At 60.5% G+C, this 24803-nt stretch carries 25 protein-coding genes; 15 read left to right on the top strand and 10 right to left on the bottom strand.

Features of this window, described 5'->3' with window-relative positions; translation table 11 throughout:
* Positions 1–35: 35 nt before the first annotated feature.
* From FBAL_RS15120 to FBAL_RS15100, 5 genes are read right to left on the bottom strand one after another with little or no spacing between them, the layout of a single operon-like run.
* Positions 36–473, bottom strand: coding sequence for a DUF4426 domain-containing protein (locus FBAL_RS15120; protein ID WP_013346455.1), 438 nt, complete (start codon positions 471–473; stop codon positions 36–38).
* Between the two features lie 36 nt (positions 474–509).
* Positions 510–800 carry a DUF167 family protein YggU gene (gene yggU, locus FBAL_RS15115; protein WP_013346454.1) on the bottom strand — a complete coding sequence of 97 codons (291 nt, stop codon included), beginning with the start codon at positions 798–800 and terminating at the stop codon, positions 510–512.
* A 3-nt stretch (positions 801–803) separates the two neighbouring features.
* On the bottom strand, positions 804–1352 hold the full coding sequence (locus FBAL_RS15110; RefSeq protein ID WP_013346453.1) for a YggT family protein: 549 nt from the start codon (positions 1350–1352) through the stop codon (positions 804–806).
* Between the two features lie 18 nt (positions 1353–1370).
* Positions 1371–2195, bottom strand: a complete 825-nt coding sequence (proC, locus tag FBAL_RS15105; protein ID WP_013346452.1) for a pyrroline-5-carboxylate reductase — start codon at positions 2193–2195, stop codon at positions 1371–1373.
* 5 nt (positions 2196–2200) lie between these two features.
* Complete coding sequence (locus tag FBAL_RS15100; RefSeq protein WP_013346451.1) at positions 2201–2884, bottom strand: YggS family pyridoxal phosphate-dependent enzyme; 684 nt, start codon at positions 2882–2884, stop codon at positions 2201–2203.
* A gap of 27 nt (positions 2885–2911) precedes the next feature.
* Between FBAL_RS15100 and FBAL_RS15095 the strand changes: the two genes are divergently transcribed.
* From FBAL_RS15095 to yciA, 8 genes are all read left to right on the top strand, one after another.
* Positions 2912–3946 (top strand): type IV pilus twitching motility protein PilT, encoded by a 1035-nt coding sequence (locus FBAL_RS15095; protein ID WP_013346450.1) that lies wholly within the window; start codon positions 2912–2914, stop codon positions 3944–3946.
* A gap of 9 nt (positions 3947–3955) precedes the next feature.
* Positions 3956–5071, top strand: coding sequence for a PilT/PilU family type 4a pilus ATPase (locus tag FBAL_RS15090; RefSeq protein ID WP_013346449.1), 1116 nt, complete (start codon positions 3956–3958; stop codon positions 5069–5071).
* A 10-nt stretch (positions 5072–5081) separates the two neighbouring features.
* Positions 5082–5690 carry a DUF924 family protein gene (locus FBAL_RS15085; protein WP_013346448.1) on the top strand — a complete coding sequence of 203 codons (609 nt, stop codon included), beginning with the start codon at positions 5082–5084 and terminating at the stop codon, positions 5688–5690.
* A 40-nt stretch (positions 5691–5730) separates the two neighbouring features.
* On the top strand, positions 5731–6327 hold the full coding sequence (locus FBAL_RS15080) for an SOS response-associated peptidase (RefSeq protein WP_013346447.1): 597 nt from the start codon (positions 5731–5733) through the stop codon (positions 6325–6327).
* Positions 6328–6370: 43 nt separating this feature from the next.
* Complete coding sequence (locus FBAL_RS15075; protein WP_013346446.1) at positions 6371–6871, top strand: OmpA family protein; 501 nt, start codon at positions 6371–6373, stop codon at positions 6869–6871.
* On the top strand, positions 6871–7698 hold the full coding sequence (locus FBAL_RS15070) for a mechanosensitive ion channel family protein (RefSeq protein ID WP_013346445.1): 828 nt from the start codon (positions 6871–6873) through the stop codon (positions 7696–7698). Before FBAL_RS15075 ends, FBAL_RS15070 begins: the two co-directional genes overlap by 1 nt.
* Positions 7699–8103: 405 nt before the next feature.
* Positions 8104–9114 (top strand): low-specificity L-threonine aldolase, encoded by a 1011-nt coding sequence (ltaE, locus tag FBAL_RS15065; protein ID WP_013346443.1) that lies wholly within the window; start codon positions 8104–8106, stop codon positions 9112–9114.
* Entirely contained in the window at positions 9114–9506 is a 393-nt protein-coding gene (yciA, locus tag FBAL_RS15060; protein WP_013346442.1) for an acyl-CoA thioester hydrolase YciA, read from the top strand. The genes ltaE and yciA overlap by 1 nt, the downstream gene beginning before the upstream one ends.
* Before the next feature lie 48 nt (positions 9507–9554).
* Here yciA and FBAL_RS15055 read toward each other — a convergent pair whose 3' ends face one another.
* Positions 9555–10124, bottom strand: coding sequence for a DUF4136 domain-containing protein (locus FBAL_RS15055; protein WP_013346441.1), 570 nt, complete (start codon positions 10122–10124; stop codon positions 9555–9557).
* Between the two features lie 109 nt (positions 10125–10233).
* Positions 10234–10953, bottom strand: a complete 720-nt coding sequence (locus tag FBAL_RS15050) for a sporulation protein (RefSeq protein ID WP_013346440.1) — start codon at positions 10951–10953, stop codon at positions 10234–10236.
* Positions 10954–11024: 71 nt separating this feature from the next.
* On the opposite strand from FBAL_RS15050, the gene yciH reads away from it, so the two are divergent.
* Genes yciH through ruvX form a run of 3 tightly spaced genes read left to right on the top strand, consistent with a single transcriptional unit; the run spans position 11025 to position 12333 of the window.
* Positions 11025–11354 (top strand): stress response translation initiation inhibitor YciH, encoded by a 330-nt coding sequence (yciH, locus tag FBAL_RS15045; protein ID WP_013346439.1) that lies wholly within the window; start codon positions 11025–11027, stop codon positions 11352–11354.
* Positions 11355–11356: 2 nt separating this feature from the next.
* On the top strand, positions 11357–11920 hold the full coding sequence (locus FBAL_RS15040; protein WP_013346438.1) for a YqgE/AlgH family protein: 564 nt from the start codon (positions 11357–11359) through the stop codon (positions 11918–11920).
* On the top strand, positions 11917–12333 hold the full coding sequence (gene ruvX / locus FBAL_RS15035; protein WP_013346437.1) for a Holliday junction resolvase RuvX: 417 nt from the start codon (positions 11917–11919) through the stop codon (positions 12331–12333). The genes FBAL_RS15040 and ruvX overlap by 4 nt, the downstream gene beginning before the upstream one ends.
* Before the next feature lie 64 nt (positions 12334–12397).
* On the opposite strand, the gene FBAL_RS15030 is transcribed toward ruvX, so the two are convergent.
* Positions 12398–13687 carry an NAD(P)/FAD-dependent oxidoreductase gene (locus FBAL_RS15030; RefSeq protein ID WP_013346436.1) on the bottom strand — a complete coding sequence of 430 codons (1290 nt, stop codon included), beginning with the start codon at positions 13685–13687 and terminating at the stop codon, positions 12398–12400.
* Positions 13688–14348: 661 nt separating this feature from the next.
* Here FBAL_RS15030 and FBAL_RS15025 point away from each other — a divergent pair.
* The 3 genes from FBAL_RS15025 (at position 14349) to FBAL_RS15015 (ending at position 19344) form a co-directional block, all read left to right on the top strand.
* Positions 14349–16973 carry a TonB-dependent receptor gene (locus FBAL_RS15025; RefSeq protein ID WP_013346435.1) on the top strand — a complete coding sequence of 875 codons (2625 nt, stop codon included), beginning with the start codon at positions 14349–14351 and terminating at the stop codon, positions 16971–16973.
* A 111-nt stretch (positions 16974–17084) separates the two neighbouring features.
* Positions 17085–17783 carry a SapC family protein gene (locus FBAL_RS15020; protein WP_013346434.1) on the top strand — a complete coding sequence of 233 codons (699 nt, stop codon included), beginning with the start codon at positions 17085–17087 and terminating at the stop codon, positions 17781–17783.
* A 13-nt stretch (positions 17784–17796) separates the two neighbouring features.
* Positions 17797–19344, top strand: a complete 1548-nt coding sequence (locus tag FBAL_RS15015; protein WP_013346433.1) for a tryptophan halogenase family protein — start codon at positions 17797–17799, stop codon at positions 19342–19344.
* Positions 19345–19390: 46 nt separating this feature from the next.
* On the opposite strand, the gene FBAL_RS15010 is transcribed toward FBAL_RS15015, so the two are convergent.
* Both FBAL_RS15010 and FBAL_RS15005 read right to left on the bottom strand, forming a co-directional pair.
* Entirely contained in the window at positions 19391–20899 is a 1509-nt protein-coding gene (locus tag FBAL_RS15010; protein ID WP_013346432.1) for a tryptophan halogenase family protein, read from the bottom strand.
* A 21-nt stretch (positions 20900–20920) separates the two neighbouring features.
* The gene (locus FBAL_RS15005) at positions 20921–21790 is read right to left on the bottom strand and encodes a sulfite exporter TauE/SafE family protein (RefSeq protein WP_013346431.1); all 870 of its coding nucleotides are present in this window, start codon (positions 21788–21790) and stop codon (positions 20921–20923) included.
* 373 nt (positions 21791–22163) lie between these two features.
* Between FBAL_RS15005 and FBAL_RS15000 the strand changes: the two genes are divergently transcribed.
* On the top strand, positions 22164–24761 hold the full coding sequence (locus FBAL_RS15000; protein ID WP_013346430.1) for a family 20 glycosylhydrolase: 2598 nt from the start codon (positions 22164–22166) through the stop codon (positions 24759–24761).
* The last annotated feature ends 42 nt before the right edge of the window (positions 24762–24803 follow it).

Raw genomic sequence — 24803 nt, 5'->3', positions numbered from 1 at the left:
AGGGCGCCCCGGTGTTGAACAGCATTGCGGATGGCTCAGTCGACGAAAAACTTCTGCTTGAAGCTCAGGTCGGATTTGAGGCCCTGACTGTTGCTCACGGAGATGTCGAAGGTGAAGGTCTCTTCGTTCCGGTGATTGACCTCAGCAATGTAATAGATTGCGGTGCCTTCGCGGATCTCCTTAAAGGTGAGCTCCTTGATGTTGCCCAGCAGGTTACGGGCCGTCCCCTGAATCTCGATTGCCACCGCATGGGTTTCATCCCCCGGCAGTGAGGTGTCGATCACCGTGATGTTGACCAGGCCCACATAGCGGCTTCGGGTAATGTCGTAGGTGCGGGCAATTTCAGGGGTAATGAACGTGCTGCCAAAGGCAGCGTAATGCACGTTGTATTTGCCCGCTTTCTGCACCTGCTCAGCGCTGGCCGGGAGGGCCGCCAACAGGGAAAACAGCAGGGCCATGGCATACTTCAGCATGGCGGACTCCTTAACATGATGTGGTCCTTTACTTCACTATAGTAGTTGCGCCAGAGGATCCGGAATCACCGTTGGTGACTGAATCTTCAACTGCTTGTGGCGTCCCAGCTCGCCTTTGACGATGCTGATCTGCCCCTTGGCAACCTTAAACTGCTTGGCCAGAAATTTGACCAGATGGGCGTTGGCTTTGCCGTCGACCGGTGGCGCGGTGATCGCCACTTTAAACTCCTCACCATGCAGGCCAACCAGCTGATCGCGGCTGGCCTTGGGCTGGATATAGAGCTTCAGCAACAGGTCGTCACCGACGCGCTCAATCGCCTGACTCATCCCTTATACCAGGCGCCAGAGCGGGATCAGGTCGCCAATCAGCAGGTTGATAAAGTTCATGCCCAGCAGCAGCACCAGCATCGACAGGTCCAGGCCGCCCATGGGCGGAATCACCCGGCGGATGGGGGAGAGCAGCGGCTCGGTCAGTTGGTGCAGCAGGGCTTCGAAGGGGTTGTAACCCTGGGACACCCAGCTCAGGATGGCGCGGATAAGCAGCAGCCAGAACAGCAGCACGCCGGCCTCTTTCAGCACGGTCAGGCTGCCCAGCAGCAGGATCTCCAGCGGGTTGAGCGGCTGGCTGTTGATGGCCAGTACGGTCAGCCACTTGCCACAACCCACCAGCAGGGCGAGTACCACGGTGGCCAGGTCAACGCTGCCAACACTGGGGATCACCCGACGCATCGGCGCCAGGATAGGGTGGGTGGCCTTGACCACGAACTGGCTGAAGGGGTTGTAGAAGTCGGCGCGCACCAGTTGCAGGGCGAAGCGCAGCAGCACCACCATCAGGTAGATATTGAACAGGACGGTTACCAGGTAGGTCATCGCAGTCATGGTGTATTGGTTCCCAAATTAAAACTCTTTGGCCATTTCCTGAGCCCGCCGTACGGCGGCCTGCATGGCATCTTGTACCGAATCTCGCAATCCCTGCTGTTCTAAGGTTTGCACCGCTTCGTGAGTGGTGCCCCCTTTTGAGGTGACCTGAGCTCGCAGCTCGGCCAGGCTCAACTGAGGATTGTGCCTTACCATCTGGGCCGCGCCAATGGCTGCTTGCTGAATCATCAGCCGCGCGTCCTCGGGTTTGACCCCAAGCGCCGCCGCGCCCTGTTCCATGGCTTCCATAAAGAGGAAAAAGTAGGCCGGTGAGCTGCCTGCACAGGCGATCACCTGATCGATGCCGGCTTCGCTGTCGAGCCAGAGGATCTCACCCACCGCCGCCATCAGGTGGCCAGCGAAGGCGCGGTCCGCCTCACCCACTGCATCGCTGGCGTACAGTCCGGTCATCCCCAGACCCAGCATAGACGGCGTATTGGGCATGGTGCGAACCAGCGCCTGGTGGCCACCAAGGTACTGGCTCAAACGCTCACAGGTCACGCCCGCGGCGATGGAGATCACCAGCTTACCGGCGAGGTCCAGCGCGGCGATGGGGGCACACACGTCCGCCATCAGCTGCGGTTTAACGGCCATAACCACCACATCCGCCTCGGCAACGGCCGCGAGGTTGTCGTTACCGGTACGGATGCCGTAATCGGCGGCCAACGCATCCAGTTTGCCCTGGCTTGGGTTACTGGCAATGATGCGCTCAGCGGGATAACCCCCCGCCACCAGCCCAGCAATGATGCTGCGGCTCATATTGCCGGCGCCAATAAAGGCGACGGTACGGATATCTTTCGTCACGTTGTTCACTTCCTGGTGCCAAAAATCGCGGTGCCGATGCGCACCATGGTGCTGCCTTCGGCCACGGCCGCTTCCAAATCGTCGCTCATCCCCATCGACAGGGTATCGAGCCCGGGGTGTTCCGCCTTAAGGGCGTCAAACAGTTGCTTCATCTGTGCCAGGGCCTGGCGCTGTTTCTCCGGGTCACTCTCCGGCGCCGGGATCGCCATCAGGCCACGCAGCCGCAATCCGGGCAACGCCGCCACCGCTGCGGCCAGTTCGGGCAGCTGCGCCGGATTGACGCCGGACTTACTCTGCTCGGCCGAGATGTTGACCTGAATGCACACATTCAGAGGCGCTTTGCCGCTGGGTCGCTGCTCGCTCAATCGTTGTGCAATTTTGAGGCGGTCAACGCTATGAATCCAGTCAAAACGTTCTGCGACCGGACGCGTCTTGTTGGACTGGAGCGGGCCGATAAAGTGCCAACGGATATCGAGGTCCTGCAGGGCATCGATTTTATCGACCCCTTCCTGCAGGTAGTTTTCGCCAAAATCCCGTGCGCCGGCGAGGTACGCTTCGCGGATCATTTCGGCGGGTTTTGTCTTGCTCACCGCTAATAAGGTGATGGATTCGCCAACCCGTCCGGCCTGCGCGGCGGCCGAGTCAATTCGGGCTTGGGCTTCAATCAGGCGCTCTGTTATGGTGGACATATCTTAAGGGGAGCCTAAGAAAACAATATGGAAATTACTGAACTACTGGCCTTTAGTGTAAAACACAACGCTTCGGATCTGCACCTCTCTGCCGGGGTACAACCGATGATTCGGGTGGATGGTGAGGTTCGACGGATCAACCTGCCCCAACTCGATCACAAACAGGTGCATGCGCTGATCTTTGACATTATGAACGACCGTCAGCGCAAGGAGTTTGAAGAGCACCTGGAGGTGGATTTCTCCTTCGAGGTGCCCGGCCTGGCTCGCTTCCGTGTTAACGCCTTTAACCAGAACCGCGGCGCCGGTGCGGTGTTCCGTACCATTCCCAGCAAAGTACTGACGCTGGACCAGCTCAACGCCCCGGACATCTTCCGCGATATCGCCTCCTATCCGAAAGGACTGGTATTGGTAACCGGCCCCACCGGCTCCGGTAAAAGTACCACGCTGGCGGCGATGGTGGATTACGTCAATGACAACCGTCATGACCATATCCTCACCATTGAAGACCCCATCGAATTTGTCCACGACAACAAGAACTGCCTGATCAACCAGCGGGAAGTGCACAAGGACACCCACAGTTTCTCCAACGCCCTGCGCAGCGCCCTGCGTGAAGACCCGGATGTGATTCTGGTGGGTGAGATGCGTGACCTGGAAACCATCCGCCTGGCCCTGACCGCGGCGGAAACCGGCCACCTGGTGTTTGGCACCCTGCACACCACCTCCGCCGCCAAAACCATCGACCGTATCGTCGACGTGTTCCCTGCGGGTGAGAAGGACATGGTGCGGGCGATGTTGTCGGAATCCCTGCAGGCCGTTATCTCCCAGACTCTGGTCAAGAAAGTGGGCGGCGGCCGGGTCGCGGCGCACGAGATCATGATCGGCACCCCGGCCATCCGTAACCTGATCCGCGAAGACAAGGTGGCGCAGATGTACTCCGCCATCCAGACCGGTATGGCCCATGGCATGCAGACCCTGGAGCAGAGTCTGACCAACCTGGTTAATCGCGGCGAAATCACCCGCGCAGACGCGCTGACCAAGACCGCCAACAAGAACGCGCTGTAAGGAGCGACCATGGCGATTCAATCCCTGCTTGATTCCATGCTGGCGCGCAAAGCGTCGGATCTGTTTATCACCGTAGGCTTTCCGCCCAGCGCGAAAATTGACGGCGAACTGCAGCAGCTGAACAGTGAACCTCTCGACCGCGACGGGGCCCTGGCTCTGGTGGAAAGCGTGATGAACGAGGACAACCGGCGCCAGTTCCACCAACAGCGTGAAGCCAACTTTGCGTTCAGCGTGCCGGGCCAGGCTGCCCGCTTTCGTGTGTCGGCGTTCTGGCAGCGTGACAATCCGGGCATGGTGATGCGTTCCATCGAGACCCGCATCCCCTCCATGGAGGAGCTTCACCTGCCGGAGATCATGAAAAACGTCTGCATGGCCAAGCGGGGACTGGTGATTCTGGTGGGAGCCACCGGCACCGGTAAATCCACCTCGCTGGCGGCGATGGTGGGGTATCGCAACCAGCATCAGAAGGGCCATATTCTCACCATCGAAGACCCCATCGAATTTGTTCACGAACACGACCAGAGCATCGTGACTCAGCGTGAAGTGGGCATCGATACCGAATCCTTTGATGCGGCCCTGAAAAGCGCCCTGCGTCAGGCGCCGGACGTGATTCTGCTGGGGGAGATCCGCTCCCAGGAAACCATGGAGTTTGCGCTGTCGTTTGCGGAAACCGGCCACCTCTGTATGGCCACCCTGCATGCCAACAACGCCAACCAGGCGCTGGACCGCATTCTCCACCTGGTGCCCAAGGAGAAACACCAGCAACTGCTGTTTGACCTCTCCCTCAACCTGCGCGCCATCATGGCGCAGCAGTTGGTGCCGCACCGGGACGGCAAGGGGCGTCGCGCCGCCATCGAAGTGCTGCTGAACACCCCACGTGTGTCGGACCTGATTGCCCGCAATCAGCTGTTTGAGCTGAAGGAAACCATGTCCAAGGGGCGTGAACAGGGGATGCAGACCTTTGATCAGGCCCTGTTCGACCTCTATATGGCGGATGAGATCTCCATGGTGGATGCGCTGCATTACGCCGACAGCCCCAACGATCTGCGCCTGATGATCAAGCTCAAGCAGGCCAACCACACCGGTTCCGGTTATATGGATGGCGTGACCATCGATCTGGACTGAGGAAACGACCATGGACCGCGAAATTCATCAGGTGCTGGAATTCTGGTTTGGTGCGCTCACCGACGCAGGCTTGCCGGCGGAACCGATGGACAAACTCTGGTTTGGCGCCAGCAGCCTGACCGACAGCGCCATTGCCCAGCGTTTTGGCGGCCTGCATCAGCGTGCTGTTCAGGGTGAGTTGGCCCACTGGCAGGATACACCGGCAGGGCGGCTGGCCCTGATCATCCTGATTGACCAGTTCAGCCGTAACCTGTTTCGCGGTGAGGGTCAGGCCTTTGCCTGGGATGGCATCGCCCTGGCGCTGTGCAAAACCGGCATTGAACAGGGAGTGGACAGAATGCTGCCCCTGGCCCACAAGCTGTTTTTCTACATGCCGCTGCAACACTCCGAAGCTTTGGAAGACCAGCGCTTGGGCGAGGCGATGCTGGAGCGGTTGCTGACCGGTCTGGAGGGCGCGCCACGGCAGAAGGTGGCCGATACCCTGCGGTTTCAGCGGCTGCACCTTGAGATCATCATGCGCTTTGGCCGTTTTCCCCATCGCAATGCCGTGCTTGGGCGCCAGTCTAGCGAAGAGGAGGAGGCCTACCTGGCGGATGGGGCTCCCCGTTTCGGCCAATAGGATTAGGCTTTAAGCAACGCCGCCTTATCAGGAAACCGCCATGTGTGGTCACTTCGCGCTGGACCCGGTCGACTACGACAGTCATGACCCATTGGGAATGGATGGCGGCACTCTGGCGCTGCGCACCGCGCCCCACTTGCGTCCCACCGATCCCATCTCGCTGCTGCGGGCAGAGGGCCCCCGTCTGCACAGCCAGATTGTGCGCTGGGGACGGGATGTCCCACAGGCCGCCCGGCCGGTGATTAACGCCCGCCTGGAAACCCTCTCGCAACGCCCCCTGTTCCGCCCGCAACTGGGCCGCTTTCACTGCCTGATCCCCGCGACCGCCTGGTTTGAATGGCGCCATGAAGGGAGCGACAAGGTGGGGTACCGATTTGCGCCGCAACAGGGCCGGTTGTGGCACTTCGCCGGGCTCTACTGGCCCCCGTCAGAGCGGCTGCCACAAGGGGGCGCGGTGATCGTCACCCGTGCAGCAGAAGGGGCGGTGTCCGATTACCACCACCGCATGCCCCACTGCCTGGACCCCGCCTCGGCGCGAGCCTGGCTGGCTGGAGAGTGGGTCACAACGGCGTCATCCTGGCGGGGCCGAATCACCCCGATTGACCCACATCGCCCTGTCCAACCAAGGCTTTTCTGAGCAACATCGACTATCTTTTCTGCGTCAACGGGAGAAAGAAGTTGTGAAGCCCTGTTTGCTGATGTTGTGCCTGCTGGCGCTGCCGTGCCTGGCCAGAGATGCCGATGGTGATGGCGTGCCTGACGCCAAAGACGCCTGTCCCGATACCCCACACTGGGTGGTGGAAGCCAATGGCTGCCCGCCAGGTAAGGCGAGCCCGGTAGTGCTCTATTTCGATACGGACTCAGCGCGGCTGAGGCCTGAGCATCATGACCAGCTGGCGGTGTTTGTCGGAGACGGGGTGGCTGGCCGGGTTCGGGTAGTGGGGCATGCGGACAGCCGCGGCTCCCTTGCTCACAATCAAGATTTGGGTGGACGCCGCGCCTTAGCGGTTTCCAAAGCATTATCAGAGCGTTATGGTGTTGATGCGAGCCAGATTCAACGCCAGAGTTTGGGGGAAACCCTGCCCTGGCGTGACAACCTGACCGAAACCGGCCAGACCCTGAATCGCCGTGTCGAGCTGTGGATCGAAACCGGATTACGTCTAACCAACGGAGAACAATAATGGGTTCTATCGAAAGTCTAATGGACCAGGCCCCGGACCTGCTGATGGTGTACGGCACCCGAGTGCTGTTGGCCATCGTTATCTTTATCGTCGGTCGTTGGCTGGCCAAGTCGGTGGCCAAAGGGGTCAGCAAGGTACTGGTGAAGCGCCAGATGGATCAGACCGTGGTGGGCTTTGTCGCCAACATGGTCAGTGCGGTGATCACCGCCTTCACCTTTATCGCAGTATTGGGTCAGCTTGGGGTGCAAACTGCCTCGCTGGTGGCGGTATTGGGTGCGGCCGGTTTGGCGGTTGGCTTGGCCCTGCAGGGCTCACTGTCCAACTTCGCTTCCGGTGTGTTGCTGGTGGTGTTCCGTCCCTGTAAGGCGGGCGACTACGTTGAAGCGGCGGGTGTGGCTGGTACGGTTGAGGAGATCTCCATCTTCTCCACCACTCTGGTGACCCCGGACAACAAGCGCATTGTGGCGCCCAACTCCGCCGTGATGAACGGCGTGATCGTCAACTACAGCGCCAAAGAGCGGCGTCGTGTCGATATGGTGGTTGGGGTGTCGTATGATGCCGACCTGCGTCAGGTCAAAGAGGTGATTACCGATGTGGTGACCAGCCATGAGCTGGTGCTGAAGGATCCGGAGCCGGTGATCGAGGTGCTGGAGCTGGGCGCGTCCTCAGTGGACTTTGTGGTGCGGCCCTGGGTGAAAACCGCGGACTTCTGGACCGTGCGTTTTGACTTGATGCGGGAGATTAAACTGCGTCTGGATCAGGAGAACATTGGTATCCCGTATCCGCAGATGGACGTACACGTCAAAGCCCTGCCGGAGCAGGGCTAAGCGGTCTCTTACAGGGTCGCGGAGATTTTCGGGTGCAGCTTGAAGTGACGACGAAAACCTTCAGCGGCCAGGGGAGACAGAACCACAAGAACAGTACTCAGCATAACGACTCCAGTATTTGACCAGGGGGACGGCGTCCGCGCTTGCGGGCGCCGTCCTGATGTTTGATGCCGGGTAAAGGTGCTAACTCGAACCAGGCAATCAGAGAAATTTAATCAATGCGTAAGGGCGTTCCCTTTCGATGTGTGCATTATTATCCCCTTTAAGCGGCGAATACAGCGATAAGAAATGCTTGGCGCATGAATTCAAATCATGCGAAAGCCGCAGTGATCCAAATCTCAGACCTTTTGCCTCAATTTGATACCCTATTGGGCCGATTTTCATTCATCCAAAGTGGCACCCAGCATGTTCGATTTCCGCTCTGATACCGTCACCCAACCCACCGAAGCGATGCGCCGGGCCATGGCCCAGGCCGAGGTCGGTGATGATGTCTACGGCGATGACCCCACCGTTAATGCCCTGGAAGAGCAGGCGGCCGAGATGGCCGGCTTCGAGGCGGCGCTGTTTACCGCTTCCGGCACCCAGGCCAACCTGCTGGCCCTGATGGCCCATTGCGAACGTGGCGATGAGTACCTGTGTGGCCAACAGGCCCACAACTACAAATTTGAGGGGGGTGGCGCCGCAGTGCTGGGTTCCATCCAGCCGCAGCCGCTGGACAATGAGGCCGATGGCAGCCTCTGCCTGAAACGGGTGGAAGCCGCGATCAAGCCGGACGATATCCACTTTGCCCGGACCCGCCTGCTGAGCCTGGAAAACACCATTGGTGGCAAAGTGCTGCCGATGAGCTACCTGGCTGACGCTCAGGCGTTTGCGTTTGAAAAGGGGCTGAAGCTGCACCTGGATGGCGCCCGCGTGTTTAACGCGGCGGTTGCTGAAGGGGTGTCACTCAGTGCCATTGCCCAGCATTTCGACTCCCTGACCATCTGTCTGTCCAAGGGGCTGGCGGCGCCGGTGGGTTCGCTGCTGGTGGGTGATGAAGCGCTGATTAAAAAGGCGCGTCGCTGGCGTAAGGTGCTCGGTGGCGGCATGCGCCAGGCCGGCATTTTGGCGGCGGCCGGTCAGCTGGCCCTGACCGAACAGGTTGAACGACTGGCGCAGGACCACGACAACGCCCGCTATCTGGCGGAGCAGCTGGCGGCGCTGAAACAGGTTGAGGTGAATCAGTGCGCCACCAACATGGTGTTCGCTTCGTTTGCGCACGCTAACCTGCCAGCGCTGCAGGCGCACCTGCAGGCGGATGGCTGCAAAGTGTCGGTGGGGGCCAAAACCCGTCTGGTGCTGCACAAAGATCTGGACCGTAGCGCGGTGGATGCCCTGGTGGCCAGCCTGCACCGCTTTGAGCAGGAGAACGGCTGATGACTGAACAGGTAAAACCCACCGGCGAACTGCTGCTGCGCACCCTGGCGATGCCCGCAGACACCAACGCCAATGGCGACATCTTTGGTGGCTGGATCATGTCTCAGATGGATATGGCCGGTGGCTTGATGGCCAAGGCGATCAGCCGGGGTCGTATCTGCACCGTGGCGGTCAATGGCATGAGCTTCTACCGCCCGGTGGCGGTGGGGGACGCGGTGTGCGTTTACGGCAACGTCCGTCGACTGGGTAACGCTTCAATGGAGATCGGCCTGGAGGTGTGGGTGCGGCCCATTGCCAAGGGCACCGATGAACACTACCGGGTGACCGAAGCGATATTCACCTACGTGGCCATTGATGCCGAGGGCAAGCCCCGGCCATTGCCCAAGTCCTGAAAGCAAAACGCCCGGCATTGCCGGGCGTTTTGCGTTTCGGGGAGCGGGTTACTTGGTTACCTGAGGCGGGTACTGCGCCATGATGGCACTGACCGCTTCGTTGATCTTGGCGGTGCGCTCTTCCGGGGTTTTGTACTCCCGAACGGTGTCGGAGGCGGTGCCGCGCCATACCAGCTGGCGGCTTTCGGAATCCACGAAGTCCACCAACAGGGTGCCCACTTTGTACTCGCGAACCCGGGTGTCGGCGTGGATGTTGGCCCCGCCGTAGTAGGGGTGACGGCCATAGTAGTAAGGGTGGTAACCAAAGCTGGTGTAGAAGGTGTCGACGTTGACCTTCTTCTCGGTCTGGGTCAGGTAGTTCACCAGCAGGTCCGCTTCACCCGCCGGCACTTCGGCCAGCCCCAGCTCCAGCATCTTGCCGGCAATGGCGCTGCGGATGCGTTGGTCGGTCAGGCCATCGACGTGGTACTGCTGGTCGCCAGGGGTTTGGCTCGGGGCAACCCAGCTCCAGGTTTTGTACTGGCTGAAGTCCACATCGGGGTTGAAATCAGAGTCGGTGCTGATGGTGGCGCATCCGGTCAGCCACAACGCCAGAACCAGGGCAAACAGCTTCTTCATTTGCTTTCCATTTCCTTAGTTACGTCAGTATCACTGACACTAACACAGTTGATTTTGTTCCGGCAGGGTCAGCCTGAGCGGAACCTGAATCGCCCCGAATAAACCGAGTTTAGTCATCGAGCTCCTGACTGCTCAGCAGATTGCGCAGTTGGGCCTTCAGTTTGCTGCCCTGATCGTCCCGCACCATCAGCGTCTGGTTGCTGTCCTGACCGCTGGGGCTCTGGTGGTCCAGCAGCAGCTCCAGCCCGGCCAGTTGTGGCCGCCAGGCCACGCTGAGGCTGGCCACGGCTGTCAGGGAGCAGTCCGGCCCCGGCCGGTATTGCCAGCGTTGCAGGAACGGCATTCCGAGGCGGCTTTGTGCCGGCAGTGGCTCGATCTCGACGCCGCAGTGCACCAATCCCAAAGATTCCAGCGCATCCAGTACCGCCTGCTGTGTGGCGGTGGGGATAATGTGGATCTTATCGGTGTCGGTGGGGTCAATTGCCTTGGGGATGTCCAGGCCGGTATTGAGCCAGCTCTCGATCGGCCCGGCGGTGATCGGGGTGAACTCCGGCAGCGCCAGCTTAACCGGCAACTCCAGCACCGAGTGGGCCTTGAGCAGAATCCCCTCGGCCAGGGTGCAGTGGGCAATCTCGGCCTGCTCTTTGCGACCAATCTGGCTGTGAACCGAGAAGTGGATGCCGTCGATGCGTTGGTCCACCCGGCCAGCGTACAGCATCACCTTGGCGTCGATGGTTTCACCCGGTTGGTAGTGGTCTTTGCCCAGCAGGGTATCCACTCGCGCCGCGCCAATGCCTGCTGATGACAGCAGTCGTCCCATCCAGGTCATGTTTCCCCCAGTGTCCTGTGTGTGGGGCTTCTGGTAGACTGAAGCCCCCGTAAAAAACGATCCTGCACTTTATGATCTCCAATAGCGACTCGCAACTGGTCTACAGTACCGACAAGGGCCGAATTGAGGCCGAGCCCGCCGCGGAAGCGGTGCCCCAGGGTGATGGCATCGTCCGCATCCGGATGGAGCGCAAGGGCCGCAAAGGCAAGGGCGCCATGGTGGTGACCGGCCTCGGACTGGACGCCAAAGCGCTCAAGACGCTGGCCGCGGAACTCAAGAAAAAGATGGGTTGCGGCGGCGCCGTCAAAGGGTTCGACATCGAGATCCAGGGCGACAACCGCGATGCCGTTAAGGCGTTGCTGGAGAGCCGGGGATATCGGGTCAAACTGGCTGGAGGCTAACCATGGAAAACTTGAGCCACCATCTGCTTATCGCCATGCCATCGCTGAAAGACCCCTTCTTCCAGCGTACCGTCACCTATCTGTGCAAGCACGATGAGGAAGGCGCCATGGGGCTGGTGATCAACCAACCCATCGAGTTGGAGCTGGATGACCTGCTGCGCCAGATGAAGGTCAAAGAGGACGATTTTGTGCTGCCCACCGGGCTGCGCAATCAGGTGTTGGTGGGCGGTCCAGTCACTCCGGAGCGCGGCTTTGTGCTGCACTCGCCGCTGGATGGCATGGCGTCCAGTCAGGCCCTGACCCCGGAGCTGATGATCACCACCTCCAAGGACATTCTCAGCACCATCGGCAGCGACGCGGCACCCAACCAGTACCTGGTGGCACTGGGCTACGCCGGTTGGGATGCGGGCCAGCTGGAACAGGAGTTGGCCAAAAACTCCTGGCTGACCATTCCCGCGGACCTGGACCTGCTATTTGATGTGCCGGTGGAGGAGCGCTGGAGCGAAGCCACGCGCCGCCTCGGCATCGACATCTGGCAGCTCTCCTCCGAGGTGGGCCACGCATGAGCACCATTATGGCCTTCGACTTCGGCACCAAGAGCATTGGTGTGGCGGTCGGGCAGACCGTGACCGGTACCGCCAGCCCGCTGCTGGGCATCAAGGCCCGGGATGGCATCCCCAACTGGGATGAGATTGCCGCCCTCCTCAAGGAGTGGCAGCCGGACAAACTGGTGGTGGGCCTGCCACTCAATATGGACGGCACCGACCAGCACGTCACCCGCGCCGCCCGTAAGTTTGCCAACCGCCTGTTTGGCCGGTTCGGCATCGAAACCCTGACCCAGGACGAGCGTCTGACCACGGTGGATGCCCGTGCCCGACTGTTTGAGGACGGGGGCTACCGGGCGCTGAAAAAGGATCAGGTGGATGCCCTGGCGGCGGCCCTGATCCTGGAAAGCTACTTCGAGACGCTGTACCAGTAAGCGCGGAACAACGCCAATAAAAAAGGAAGCCCTCGGGCTTCCTTTTTTGTTTCTGAGCGTTGGCTCAGTGCAGTTTCAGTTCCGGGCGCATCAGGCGCTGCAGGCCGTTCAGGCCCATCAGGAACAGGCCCTTTACCGGACCGTGCAGGGCGATCATATGGCGACGGTACAAAGAGGTGTACACCAGTCGTGCCACTTTGCCTTCCACCGCGATGCCGCCGCCCATAAAGGACATCAGGTTGCCCACGGTGTGGAACTTGGACAGGTTCACCAGCGAGCCCAGATCCTTGTAGACGTACTCTTTCAGCTCGGCGTTGGGGTTGTCCATCAGGCGCTGGATGTTGTCGCCAATCATCAGGGCCATCTGGCGGGCAGTCTGGCCGCGCGGCGGCGTAAAGCTGCCGTCCGGCTGCGGGCAGGCCGCGCAGTCACCAAAGGCGAAGATGCGGTCATTGCTCGGCACCTGGCAGTTGGGTTTCACCAGGATCTGGTTGGCACGGTTAGTTTCCAGGCCCAGAGTGGTCAGGAACGGATGGCCCATCACGCCCGCGGACCAGATCATCAGGTCAGAGGGCAGGAACTCGCCATCGGCGGTCTGCATGCCACGCTCGGTCACTTCGGTGATGCGGGTGTGGGTCTTCACCACTACGCCCAGCTTCTCCAACTCCTCAGCCACGGCGTTACAGATGCGCGGTTTCTCGACGCGCGGCAGAACGCGGTCTGCGGCTTCCACCAAGGTGACGCGCAGCAGGTCTTCGCTGATTTCATAACCATAACCGCGCAGAGTGTCGGCGGCATGGTGCATCTCGGCAGCCATCTCAACACCGGTGGCACCGGCACCCACAATGGTGATCTCGAAATGCTTGTGATCGTGGTTTTTGGCGTAGCGCAGGAAGCGGTTGAGGATCTTCTTGCGCAGGCCCATGGCCTGCTCAGTCAGGTCGAGGAAGTCACAGTGCTCTTTGACGCCCGGAATGCCGAAGTCATTGGTGATGGCGCCAACTCCCAGCACCAGGTAGTCGTAATCGATACGACGCTCAGGCAGCACTTCACTGCCTTTATTGTCGTAGATCGGAGCCAGCACAATCTGGTGGTTCACCTGATCCAGCGCATGCAGGGTGCCTTGCTCAAAACGGTAGCCGTTCTGCGACGCGTGAACCCGGTAATCCAGGGCATTCAGGCCCTCATCCAGGCTACCGGTCGCCAGTTCGTGCAGCAGGGGTTTCCAAATATGGTGGTCAGATTGATCCACCAGGGTAATTTGGGCTTTTCCCTTGCGTCCGAGCTTACGGCCCAGCTTGGTCACAATCTCCATACCGCCGGCACCGCCGCCGACGATCACGATATTGGTCATAGGTTGACTCCAGGTATTTGAGACTGAAACAGCAATGCGCACCCTAACCATAGGCGCAAAGGTCATGGGCGCCGACGTGGCGTCAATCCTTGGGTTGGTGTGGCGTAATACCTGAAGTCTAGCAATTGTGTTGTTTTCTTTCAAAATGACTTAATTGGTGTTGCCACTCTATTTTTGCGTCCTGTCCCTTATTTTTCGGGCTTTGTGGCTACATTGTGAGATCTTGCGCAACGAGTATGGCGCTTAATGTGAAAATATTTTTTGTAATTTAATTACTGGGTGTGATCGGGCAAACAAAAGAGGGGGAGTATTAAATGGGCAATCACATCATAACAATTTAAAAATTTGTCCTTCGCAACGCTTCCCCGCCCAACCCTCCTTGTCGCCCGTTTTCTCCGCCAAGTTAATTGACAGCCTTGTCATTTTGGCCACAAAAAAATGCCCTTTTGCCTGTATCACCACAGTTCCAAACCCCGGCTTTTTAAGGTGATTCTTGTGGTTTTTAACCGTAAGTGCATGATTCTTAACTGTTAAAAAAATATTCCTCAAATGTGGTTATCGGGGATTAATTTGTGTAAGTTAAGTTACATCCATGACAGCGCTGTCATATGACATGGAAATCCAAGCGACAGAGATAACAAGAGCACGGAAGGGGATTCTGATGGGATCTGTTAAGTTCGAGAAACAACTGCTGGCGAGTTCCATCGCCATGATTTTGGGGGCGGGCACCCTGATGCCGGCCACCGCAATGGCCGAAGAAGCCGAAGCCAACGTTGAGCGTATTGAAGTTCGTGGTATCCGCGCCTCTCAGCAGGCCAGCCTGAATGAAAAACGCTTCTCTAACAGCGTGGTGGACGCCATCACCGCAGAAGATATCGGTAAATTCCCCGATAAGAACGTAGCGGAGTCCCTGCAGCGGATCCCTGGCGTGACCATTCAGCGCCAATTTGGTGAGGGCGCATCCGTGTCCATCCGTGGTGCCGGTGACGACCTCACCCTGACCACCCTGAATGGCCAGAACGTGGCCTCTACCGGCTGGTTCGTACTGGAGCCGGCCAAGCGTTCGTTCAACTACGAGCTGCTGCCGTCCGAAATCGTGGGTGATCTGAAAGTTTACAAGAGCTCCCAGGCCGACCTGCTGGAAGGTGGCGTGGGCGGTACCGTTGAGGTGAACACCCGCAAGCCGCTGGATCTGGACAGCCTGTCCTTCTTTGCTTCTGCCGCTTCCCAGTACCAGTCCGATTCCGATACCTGGGATCCGCTGCTGTCTGCCTTGGGCAGCTGGAAGAACGATTCTGAAACCTTCGGTGTGATGGTGTCCGGCGTGATGCAGGACCGTAGCCTGCAGCGTCAGGGTAACGAAGCGTTCTGGGAGTGGGGTGCTGGCCCGGTGGCCTTTGAGCAGGAGCGTGAGCGTACCGCCCTGACCGCCACCCTGCAGTGGGCCCCGACCGACCGTCTCAACATCGTGGTGAACGCCATCGATATGGAGATGAAGGCCAACAACACCAACTACGCCCTGTGGCTGACCCAGGGTGACACCTCCTGGGCCGGTGAGCCCGGCTCCGGCGCCTGGGATGAAACCTCCTGGATTGGCGGCTGTGGCCTGTGTGGCGGCGACGCCCCGGGTGCGGGTTCCGGTACTCAGATTGCGGGTCCGCTGAACGTGGCCTACTACCAGGCCCGTCCCCGTGAAGCGACCATGAGCTCCGAAGTGTATGACCTGCAGCTGGAGTACGCGGGCGATGGCTACGTGTTCGAGTTCCAGGTGGGTGATACCTCCTCCACCGGTGGTACCGACTTCGAAATGGTGGTGGACGACGGCACCGGCGGCACCCCGATCCCGGGTGGTCGCTACGACTTCACCGGTGGCAGCCAGACCTGGGACCTGAACGGGTTTGACACTGCCGCCTACGATCCGGGCTCCCTCAACATGGGCACCGGCTCCAACTTCAACCGTACCCCCAAAACCGATGACGAGACCTACGTTCAGGCCGACATCGCCTTTGAGGTGGAACTGGGTGTGATCAACGAGCTGAAGTTTGGTGGCCGCTACGCCAGCCACAACACCACCAGCCGTCGCTTTGACTACATTCAGGATCCGAACTTCAACCCCTCCATCAGCACCGGTGACGTTAACGGCGGCCTGATCGATGTGGGCGCGGATGACTACCAGATCCTGCGCGTTGACGATGAAGCCCTGAAAGCCTGGGCCCGCTCCAGCATCATCGGTGAAACCGAAGATCTGGGCTCCTACAGTGAGATCGACGAAGACAACTACGCGGTATACGCCATGGCCTCCTACGATGCCGATGGCCTGCGTGGTAACTTCGGCCTCCGCTTTGTGGGCACTGACGCCACCTCCACCTACTACGTGGACGACGTAAAAGGCGAGACCAGCGCCGACTACACCGAGATGCTGCCGAGCTTTAACGCCGCCTATGACCTGACCGATGACATGATTCTGCGCTTCAGCGCGGCTCGTGTGATGGCGCGTCCTCAGTACGTTGATATGTACGTTAACCCGGATGTGCGCGGTGCCAACGACGATGTGCCGAACAACCAGTACTGGATTGTGGGTAACGTTGGCCTGAAGCCCTTTATCGCCAACCAGTATGACCTGGGCGTGGAGTGGTACTTCAACAGCGCCTCCATGGTGTCTGCCGCCCTGTTCCGCAAGGATGTCTCCAACTTTGTGACCATCCAGGAAAGCGGCCCCTACATGAACGGTGAAGCCGGCATCGACTTTGGCGGCGAGCTGCGTCCGGACGAACTGGAGTGGACCAAGCAGGAGAAGAGCAACGGCGAGTCTGCCACCATCGAAGGTCTGGAACTGCAATACCAGCAGGACTTCGATAACGGTCTGGGTGCCATCGTCAACTACACCTACACCGATACCGACACCTCTGAGGACACCTTTACCGACGGTAACCCGTTCCTGAGCAACAGCTCCAAGCACAGCTACAACGTGACCGGTTACTACGAAAACGACTGGCTGGAAGTGCGTCTCTCCTACGCCTGGCGTGATGAGTACATGATTCGTGAAACCGGTTCCTACGGTAACCGTCTGCACGACGACTTTGGCTCACTGGACCTGTCTGCCCGCTGGCACGTGACCGACTACCTGGACATCACTCTGGATGCGGTCAACCTGACCGAAGAGAGCTCCAGTCAGTTTGGTAACAACGCCTACCAGACCGATCGCAGCGCCTTCACCAACGGCTTCCCCGCGTTCGAGTACCAGATGGCCCGCACTGTCGCCGTGGGCGCAGCGTTGCGCTTCTGATGAACTCGTGACAAGGTAGTGAACGGAAACAAAAGGGGAGTCTGACTCCCCTTTTTTATACCTCTAGAACAGTGGCTCACCACTGCATCGTCGTAATAAGGAAGTATTCACATGGAAGCCCAAATCGTACCGCTACAACAAGAGAAGCACGCCAACACCAAAATCAAGGACGATCCCGGCTTTGCCCACGTTAAAGAGCAGCACATTGTGCCTGTGGTGGTGCATGAGTTTGTTCGCGCCAGCAACGAGTTTCCCATCCTGTTCGTCAAGAACGCCGAAACCGGCCAGTTCCGCGCCGTACTGATGCTGGGCCTGAAGCCCGGTGAGAACTACTTTGCCGGTGACACCTGGAAAGGCCTCTACATTCCGGCCGCCGTCACTCACTACCCGTTGGCACTGGTGCCGGACATGCAGAACCCGGGTCAGCTGATGATGGCCGTTAACACCGCCAGCGACCGGGTCAGCGAAGCGGAAGGCAACGCCCTGTTTGAAGGCAGCGAGCCCTCCGAGTACCTGCAGCGCAAAAAAGAGAGCCTGGGTCGCTTCGTCGAATCCGACCAGATCACCACCGCGTTCGTCACCAAACTGAATGAGCTTGAGTTGCTGGAAAACCGCACCCTCAACCTGAAGATCCAAGGTGACGAGTACAACATCGGCGGCATCTACATGGTCAACGAGCAGAAGCTCAACGAGCTGTCCGATGAGGCCTTTGGTGAACTGCGCAAGCGTGGCTTCCTGCCGCTGGTTTACGCCCACCTGTTCTCCCTGCACCAGGTTAACCGCCTGGCGGACAAGAAGGTGAACGGCTAACCAAGGAGGCGTTATGGCGCAGCAAGGGATCCGCCGGCTGATTGTGGTCGGCGGCGGCACCGCTGGCTGGCTCGCGGCCAGCCACCTGGCCCGCAAGTTTCGGGTGAATCAACACCCGACCATCAGCGTGACCCTGGTGGAATCGCCCAATATCCCCACCATCGGCGTGGGGGAGGGGACGGTGCCCACCATGCGCCAGACCTTGCACTGGTTGGGGATTCGGGAAACCGATTTTATCCGCCAGTGCGATGTCACCTTTAAGCAGAGCATCAAATTTATCGACTGGCTGCGGCCCCCGGCGGGTGGCCAGTCCCACGCCTACCATCACCTGTTCGACTACCCGGCCATCCAGGGGCTCGACCCCACCCCATACTGGTGCCAGGATCCCGGCGGCACGCCTTACGCCGATGCCGTGTCGGTACAGGCTCACCTGTGTGAGCAGGGACTGGGGCCGAAAACCCTGATGCACCCCGAGTTTGGCGGGGCCACCGCCTACGCCTACCACCTCGATGCCGCCAAGTTTTCCGCCCTGCTCACCGACCATGCGGTGAATCAGTTAGGGGTGCACCATGTGCTGGCGGAGGTGACCGAGGTGGTGGCCGATGGCAACGGCGGCATCGCGGCCATTGTCACCGACCGGGCCGGTACCCTGGAGGGCGACCTGTTTGTCGACTGTACCGGGTTCTCCGCATTGCTGGCGGAGCAAACCCTGAAGGTGCCCTTTATCGACAAAAGCGATGTGCTGTTTGTCGACTCGGCCCTGGCGATTCAGGTGCCCTATGAGCGCGCGGATGCCCCCATCCCCTGCCACACCCTCTCCACCGCCACCCACAGTGGATGGATCTGGGACATCGGCCTGACCGAACGGCGCGGGGTGGGCCACGTCTATTCCAGTCGCCACTGCAGTGACGAAGAGGCGGAGCGTGTCTTGCGGGCGTACCTGGGGCCGGTGGCCGAGGGGCTGAGTTGCCGCAAGATTGCCATGAAGGTGGGGTACCGGGAGCGTGCCTGGCAGGGCAACTGCGTGGCCATCGGCCTGTCCGGCGGTTTTGTTGAACCGCTGGAGGCCACGGGCCTACTGGTGTTCGACCTGACGGCCCGGATGCTGGCAGAGATGCTGCCGGGCCAGCGCGAGGCGATGCCGGCGGTGGCCGAGCGATTTAACCAGCGGGTGCGCCACAGCTGGGACCGGGTGATCGACTTTATCAAGCTGCACTATGTGTTGTCGCAGCGGGAGGACAGCGCGTTCTGGCGTGACAACCGGGCGCCGGAGTCGATCCCCCAGTCCCTGAAAGACAATCTGGCGTACTGGCAACAGCAGCAGCCCAGTGGCTATGACTTTGCCAGCAACCTGTCGATCTTCAACCTGGAGAACTACCTCTACGTGTTGTACGGCATGGAGTTTGACACCGAGGTGTGCGCGGAACGATTGGACCAGGGGGAAGCGGCCCGGCAAAAAATGGCCCAGCTGGCACAACAGGCAGAGCGCCTGGCCAGCCAACTCCTGCCCCATCGCCAGTTGCTGGAGCGGATACGTCAGCACGGCTTGCAGAAGGTGTAAAAAAGGCCCCGGAAAGGGGCCTTTTTGTTGCTCAGTACCGTCATGATCAGTTCAGGGCACGCAGTGCCGCGGGGTGGGGTAGCGTCTGATCCAGCGCCATCCGGGTTCGGGCTTCACACTGCTGGCGCAGCTGCTGGTGCTGTTGGGCGCTGCCAAGAGGGGCAAATTGGGGCCAGTGGCCCATGCCGTACAGGACAAAGCGGTAGTTTTCATCGGTAAACACCGTGGCGTAGCTGCCCGCCTGGTCCATAAATTCACAGACCTTGTGTTGCCACAGCGTCAGGTCCTGCCTCAGGCGGGGACTGTGTTCGGCGCTGGCGGCGGCTTTGCGCCAGAACTCGGTGTCGTCCCGGTCGGTCAGGCAGTAGTGCAGGATGATAAAGCGCTTCAGGTCATCGTAGATGCCATTCATCAGGCGGTTGTAGGAATCCTTGACCGGCTGGGCCACATCGGCGCCGTTCAGGTGGGTGGCCAGCAGCCGCACACTCAGGTTGATCAGGTGCAGGCCGGTGGATTCCAGCGGCTCAATAAAGCCGCCGGACAGTCCGATGGCGATGCAGTTGCCGACCCAAAACGATTTCAGGCACCCGATCTTCATATCCAGGTGCAGAGCCTGGCCCATGTCCGCCGGTACGCCCAGATACTGGCGCAGCTCCGCTTCGGCCTGCCCCCGGCTCAGACGCTTGCCGTCATAGACATAGCCGTTACCGCGGCGCTCTTGCAGGTCGATCTCCCAGACCCAGCCATGGTCCAGCGCCGTGGCCTGGGTATAGGGGCGCGGTTGGGCTTCGGGCCCGTAAGGCAGCTGCAGCGCCACCGCTTTATTGCAGGGCAGGGCGTCCTCAAAACTTTGCCAATTGTCGGATTTCAGCTGGCGCATCAACAGGCTCCGGAATCCGGTGCAGTCGATAAAGATGTCCGATTCAAAGCGAACGCCGCCGCAGTGAACCGCGCGGATGCGCTCGCCATCCAGCTCAAGCTTATCGACGGTACCGATCCGGTGCTCTACGCCTGCTTCCACCGCCTTGCGGCGCAGGTAGCGCCCCAGTCGGACTGCATCCAGATGGTAGCCGTAGGGCACCAGCCCCTGATAGGGGGCGGAGGTGTGGCTTTTGGGGCTGTGGCCCGCATCGGCGAGGGCGGAAGAGAGGCAGTTGAGCTGGTCGTAGCGCTCACCGGCGGGGCGCTCGCTGCTGAACCAGCTGGTGGCGAGATCCAGAGGCCCGTTGGTGCGCTGCTCCTCAAACGGGTGGAAGTACTCATGCATCTTGCCGTCCACCGGCTTCTTCCAGTTGCGGAAGCGGATGCCGGTCTTAAAGGTGGCGCCGGTTTCCCGCATCAGCTCGGCTTCGTCCAGTCCCATGGCGGCAAAGAAGAAACGGATGCTGTGCACCGTGGCTTCACCGACGCCGATGGTGCCGATGTCCTCACTCTCGACCAGAGTGATGTGGGTCTTGTGCCCGCCCTGGTTGTAATAACGGTTGAGGTAGAGAGCGGTCATCCAGCCTGCGCTGCCGCCGCCGACAATGGTGATGCGATTAAGCGGTTGAGTCATAACGCCATCCTTGCGAAAAGGTCAGCCCAGCAGGCCGACAAAGAGGATCCAACAGGCAAAAAATCGTTTGAGCTGAAGCGGTGACATCACCGTGGCCAGGTGTCGGGCCAGCAGGCCACCGAGCACCGCTGCGGGCCCGGCAAACAGCACGATGGGCCACTGGAACGGCGCCCCCTGGGTCAGGTTGAGGATCATCGCGACCCAGACCGTCAGGGCGGAAACGATCACTCCGGCGGCCACCGCTGTGGCACTGTGGCAACGCAGCAGCATCAGCACAATCACCAGCAGTTCACCTATCCCCACCGACAGCCACGCCGTGATCACGCCGCCCACCAGGCCCAGCATTATCAGCGCCATGTTCCAGCGTGGGGTCAGCCGCTGTCGGGGCTGGTCCGGTATCGCCCGAAACGACATTAACAGGATCACGCTGCCCAGCATCACCGAGAACAGGGCAAACAGGGCATGCAGTTCGCTGGGGGAGGGCAGAATGCGGCCCAGCAGCAAACCGGGCAGGGTACCGGCGAGGGTATAGCCGACCGAGGGCAGCAGCGGACGCCAGATCCCCTCGTGGGCACCCAGGCGGTCGCGGCGGGCATAGCGCCACCAGGCCACCGCACCGGCAGTCATACCGAAACTTTGAATGGCAAAGGAGGTGGCCACGGCCGCGTCGGCATCCAGGCCGAGCTGATGAAAGGCGGGGATGAACACCACACCGCCACCGGCACCGGTGCTGTTGGCCACCAGTGCCCCCAGCAGCCCGAGCAGGGAGAAATGACCATAGTCCGCCACCAGTGGCAGGCGAGCGGCGCTGTAAAGCAGTGCGGCGGCACCCAGCACAATGGCGCTGGGCCAATACAGGCTGCGGTATTGCAGGGTACGCGATGTGGCCATGTATCCCCTCTGTATTGTTGCTGTTATCAAATTGGGATGGTCGATAAGCTACCACCAATTGACAGCGTTGTCAGTCCTGCCGGGCGCTGGCGCCGGAGTCGCACTGTGGCAGCCTAAAAAAAGTGGTTTTGACTCTGGACAGAGAATGACAGCGTTGTCATGATGTAACCAATTTGTAGTTTTTGCGATTGGGCTCTCCCAATGGTTGGCCTGCCAGGCAGTGGCGATTTACCCCGAACAAGGTGCCGTTGATTTCTTGCCTTGCCACTCCCTCGGTCCAGGCGTCCGCTGGCCTGCCAGCCGTCTCGGCAGCCAGTGTTTTTTATTCTGACAGGTCGCAGCAAAGCGGCCGAGCATCGACAAGGAAGGGAGTATGCGAGCAGTCTTGCCTTTGGCGCTGATGGTGCTGGCCGGATGCCAGCAAGGAAGCGCCACGCCAAACACCACCCTGGATCAGGACACTCTTAACCGCATTGCCGAACAGCTTCAGGTGGTGCACCGGGTGGTGGACAACCGGCCAGGCCCCCACTGCCGGGAAGATAAGGGCGATGGCGCCTGCTACCGTGCTGAGATTGAACTGACCACCGGCGACACCGCCCTGCCTGCCACCGGCTGGGAGTTGCGATTCAGCCAGGTTTCCTATGTTCAGGGCAGCACCGGCCCCCTCACCATCGAACACATCAATGGCGATCTGCATCGCCTGTTCCCCGGCGACGACTTTGCCGGGCTGGCCGCGCAGCAGACTCAGGCGGTGCCCTATACCGCCAACTTCTGGAGTGTGTCCAACTCCGACCCGATGCCCAACTACTACCTCGTCGCCGAAGGGCTGGAGCCGGTGGTGATCGCCAGCACCAAAGAGGTGCGTGACCCGGAAACCGGGCTGTGGCAACTGCCCTTCGTTGAGCCGCTTACCGACCCGGAGCGCCAGCTCAGGCGCACCGCCGAGGACAATATGGCGCAGGCCACTCCGCGCCAGCTGTTTTCCGACAATGCCGCTCTGGCACCGGCTGAGTCTGCCCTGCCTGCCGCTGGCGTGATCCCCACTCCCCGCCAACTGAGCTTTACCGACGCCGCACCGCTGTCACTGCAGCGCGGCTATCAGCCCGGTGGTCAGGCGTTCAGTGATCTGGATGCCGCCTGGGAGCGCTTGTCGTCACTGGGTTTTCTGGTGGCGCGTGATGGCGTACCGCTGACCCTGCAGCGGGTTGAAGGGCTGGGCGAGGAGGGCTATCGCCTGAGTGTCAGCGGTGAAGGCATCGAACTGCAGGCCAGCACCGATACCGGCGCATTCTATGCCCTGCAATCCCTGTCCGGGCTGATCCGCCCCGGCCAGGACCAACTGCCAGCACTGACCATCGAAGACGCGCCCCGCTACGACTACCGTGGCATGCATCTGGACCTGTCCCGGAACTTCCCCGGTCACCAGGTGGTGTACAAGATCATCGACCAGATGGCGGCCTACAAGCTCAATAAACTGCATCTGCATCTGGCGGACGATGAGGGCTGGCGCCTGGCCATTCCTGGCCTGCCTGAGCTGACGGAGATTGGCGCCCGCCGCTGTGCCGAAGCCGAGGAGCGCGATTGCCTGTTGCCGCAGCTGGGCTCCGGTGTCGATGCCGGTGCGGAAGTGAACGGTTACTTCAGCCGCGAGCAATACATCGACCTGCTGCGTTACGCGGACGCCCGCCATATCGAAGTGATCCCGTCGCTGGATATGCCCGGCCACAGCCGTGCTGCGGTTCGTGCCATGACAGAGCGTCATCGCCGTCTGATGGCTGAGGGCCGCACCGCCGAGGCGGGGCAGTACCTGCTGTCTGATCTGGAAGACGCTCCCGAATACCTGTCGGTGCAGTATTACAAAGACAACACCATCAACCCCTGTCTCGACTCCAGCTATGTGTTCCTTGGCAAGGTGCTGGACGAGGTCCAGGCGATGCACGAGGCGGCGGGCACCCCGCTGACCCTCTACCACATCGGCGCCGATGAAACCGCCGGTGCCTGGGAGCGCTCCCCGCGCTGTGAAGCCCTGATCGCCTCAGAGCTGGACCTGCACGATACCCATGACCTGCTCGGCTACTTTATCCGCCGGGTGGTGGACATGCTGGCTGAGCGTGGCATTCGCGCCGGTGGCTGGAGCGACGGCCTGCTGGAGTCGAAAGAGCAGCTGGCGGTGCCGGTGACCTCCTACAGCTGGGATCTGCTGGCCTGGGGCGGCCACAACAAAGCCCATGAGCAGCTCAAGCGTGGCTGGGACGTGGTGCTGGCCAGTCCGGACGCCCTCTACTTCGATTTCCCCTACGAGACCGACCCGAACGAGGGCGGCTACTACTGGGGCGCGCGTGCCATCAACACCCTCAAGGTGTTCTCCCTGATGCCGGACAACCTTCCGGCCCACGCTGAGGTGTGGCGTGACCGTCAGGGCAACCCATACCAGGCCGAAGACACCGAGTTTGCCCTTAAGGGGGAAACCATCCGGGGGATTCAGGCGCAGTTCTGGAGCGAAACCGTCCGCCATGCCGATGTGGTGGAGTACAAGCTGTTCCCCCGCCTGCTGGCGCTGGCGGAGCGGGCCTGGCACCGCGCTGACTGGGAACTGGACTATGTGCCGGGTCGCACCTTCAGCGTCGACAGCGACCACTTTACCGCGGAAGCGGAACGGCTGGCCGACTGGCAGCGCTTTGCCGCGCTGTTGGGGCAACAGGAGCTGGCCAAGCTCGATAAGGCGGGCATCGCTTACCGCATCCCCACGGCCGGTGCCCGAATCGAGGCCGGCAAGCTGGAGATGAACCTGATCTTCCCGGGCCTGGTGCTGGAGTACCGGGTGGAAGGCGGGGAGTGGCAACACTATCAGCAACCGGTTGATGTCAAAGGGCCGGTCGAAGTGCGTGCCCGTTCTGCCAACGATCAACGCCCCGGCCGCAGCCAGTGGCTGAACCCGGAGCAGGAACAAAATGGGGTGGACAACAAATGACAGCGTTGTCATTATCAGATCATTCCGAGCCATCGACCGGCC

Source organism: Ferrimonas balearica DSM 9799, assembly GCF_000148645.1.
Taxonomy (GTDB): Bacteria; Pseudomonadota; Gammaproteobacteria; order Enterobacterales; family Shewanellaceae; genus Ferrimonas; species Ferrimonas balearica.
This window is presented reverse-complemented; position numbering and strand designations above follow the sequence as displayed.

Bases quoted from the DNA above. Each gene is read 5' to 3' on its own strand.
- FBAL_RS15005 (WP_013346431.1), bottom strand. From the start codon at position 21,790: ATGGCCACATCGCGTACCCTGCAATACCGCAGCCTGTATTGGCCCAGC.
- FBAL_RS15100 (WP_013346451.1), bottom strand. From the start codon at position 2,884: ATGTCCACCATAACAGAGCGCCTGATTGAAGCCCAAGCCCGAATTGAC.
- ltaE (WP_013346443.1), top strand. From the start codon at position 8,104: ATGTTCGATTTCCGCTCTGATACCGTCACCCAACCCACCGAAGCGATG.
- FBAL_RS15070 (WP_013346445.1), top strand. From the start codon at position 6,871: ATGGGTTCTATCGAAAGTCTAATGGACCAGGCCCCGGACCTGCTGATG.
- FBAL_RS15110 (WP_013346453.1), bottom strand. From the start codon at position 1,352: ATGACTGCGATGACCTACCTGGTAACCGTCCTGTTCAATATCTACCTG.
- yciH (WP_013346439.1), top strand. From the start codon at position 11,025: ATGATCTCCAATAGCGACTCGCAACTGGTCTACAGTACCGACAAGGGC.
- FBAL_RS15120 (WP_013346455.1), bottom strand. From the start codon at position 473: ATGCTGAAGTATGCCATGGCCCTGCTGTTTTCCCTGTTGGCGGCCCTC.
- FBAL_RS15085 (WP_013346448.1), top strand. From the start codon at position 5,082: ATGGACCGCGAAATTCATCAGGTGCTGGAATTCTGGTTTGGTGCGCTC.
- FBAL_RS15095 (WP_013346450.1), top strand. From the start codon at position 2,912: ATGGAAATTACTGAACTACTGGCCTTTAGTGTAAAACACAACGCTTCG.
- yciA (WP_013346442.1), top strand. From the start codon at position 9,114: ATGACTGAACAGGTAAAACCCACCGGCGAACTGCTGCTGCGCACCCTG.
- FBAL_RS15050 (WP_013346440.1), bottom strand. From the start codon at position 10,953: ATGACCTGGATGGGACGACTGCTGTCATCAGCAGGCATTGGCGCGGCG.
- FBAL_RS15025 (WP_013346435.1), top strand. From the start codon at position 14,349: ATGGGATCTGTTAAGTTCGAGAAACAACTGCTGGCGAGTTCCATCGCC.
- FBAL_RS15020 (WP_013346434.1), top strand. From the start codon at position 17,085: ATGGAAGCCCAAATCGTACCGCTACAACAAGAGAAGCACGCCAACACC.
- FBAL_RS15055 (WP_013346441.1), bottom strand. From the start codon at position 10,124: ATGAAGAAGCTGTTTGCCCTGGTTCTGGCGTTGTGGCTGACCGGATGC.
- FBAL_RS15090 (WP_013346449.1), top strand. From the start codon at position 3,956: ATGGCGATTCAATCCCTGCTTGATTCCATGCTGGCGCGCAAAGCGTCG.
- FBAL_RS15030 (WP_013346436.1), bottom strand. From the start codon at position 13,687: ATGACCAATATCGTGATCGTCGGCGGCGGTGCCGGCGGTATGGAGATT.
- FBAL_RS15080 (WP_013346447.1), top strand. From the start codon at position 5,731: ATGTGTGGTCACTTCGCGCTGGACCCGGTCGACTACGACAGTCATGAC.
- FBAL_RS15000 (WP_013346430.1), top strand. From the start codon at position 22,164: ATGCGAGCAGTCTTGCCTTTGGCGCTGATGGTGCTGGCCGGATGCCAG.
- FBAL_RS15010 (WP_013346432.1), bottom strand. From the start codon at position 20,899: ATGACTCAACCGCTTAATCGCATCACCATTGTCGGCGGCGGCAGCGCA.
- FBAL_RS15015 (WP_013346433.1), top strand. From the start codon at position 17,797: ATGGCGCAGCAAGGGATCCGCCGGCTGATTGTGGTCGGCGGCGGCACC.
- ruvX (WP_013346437.1), top strand. From the start codon at position 11,917: ATGAGCACCATTATGGCCTTCGACTTCGGCACCAAGAGCATTGGTGTG.
- yggU (WP_013346454.1), bottom strand. From the start codon at position 800: ATGAGTCAGGCGATTGAGCGCGTCGGTGACGACCTGTTGCTGAAGCTC.
- FBAL_RS15040 (WP_013346438.1), top strand. From the start codon at position 11,357: ATGGAAAACTTGAGCCACCATCTGCTTATCGCCATGCCATCGCTGAAA.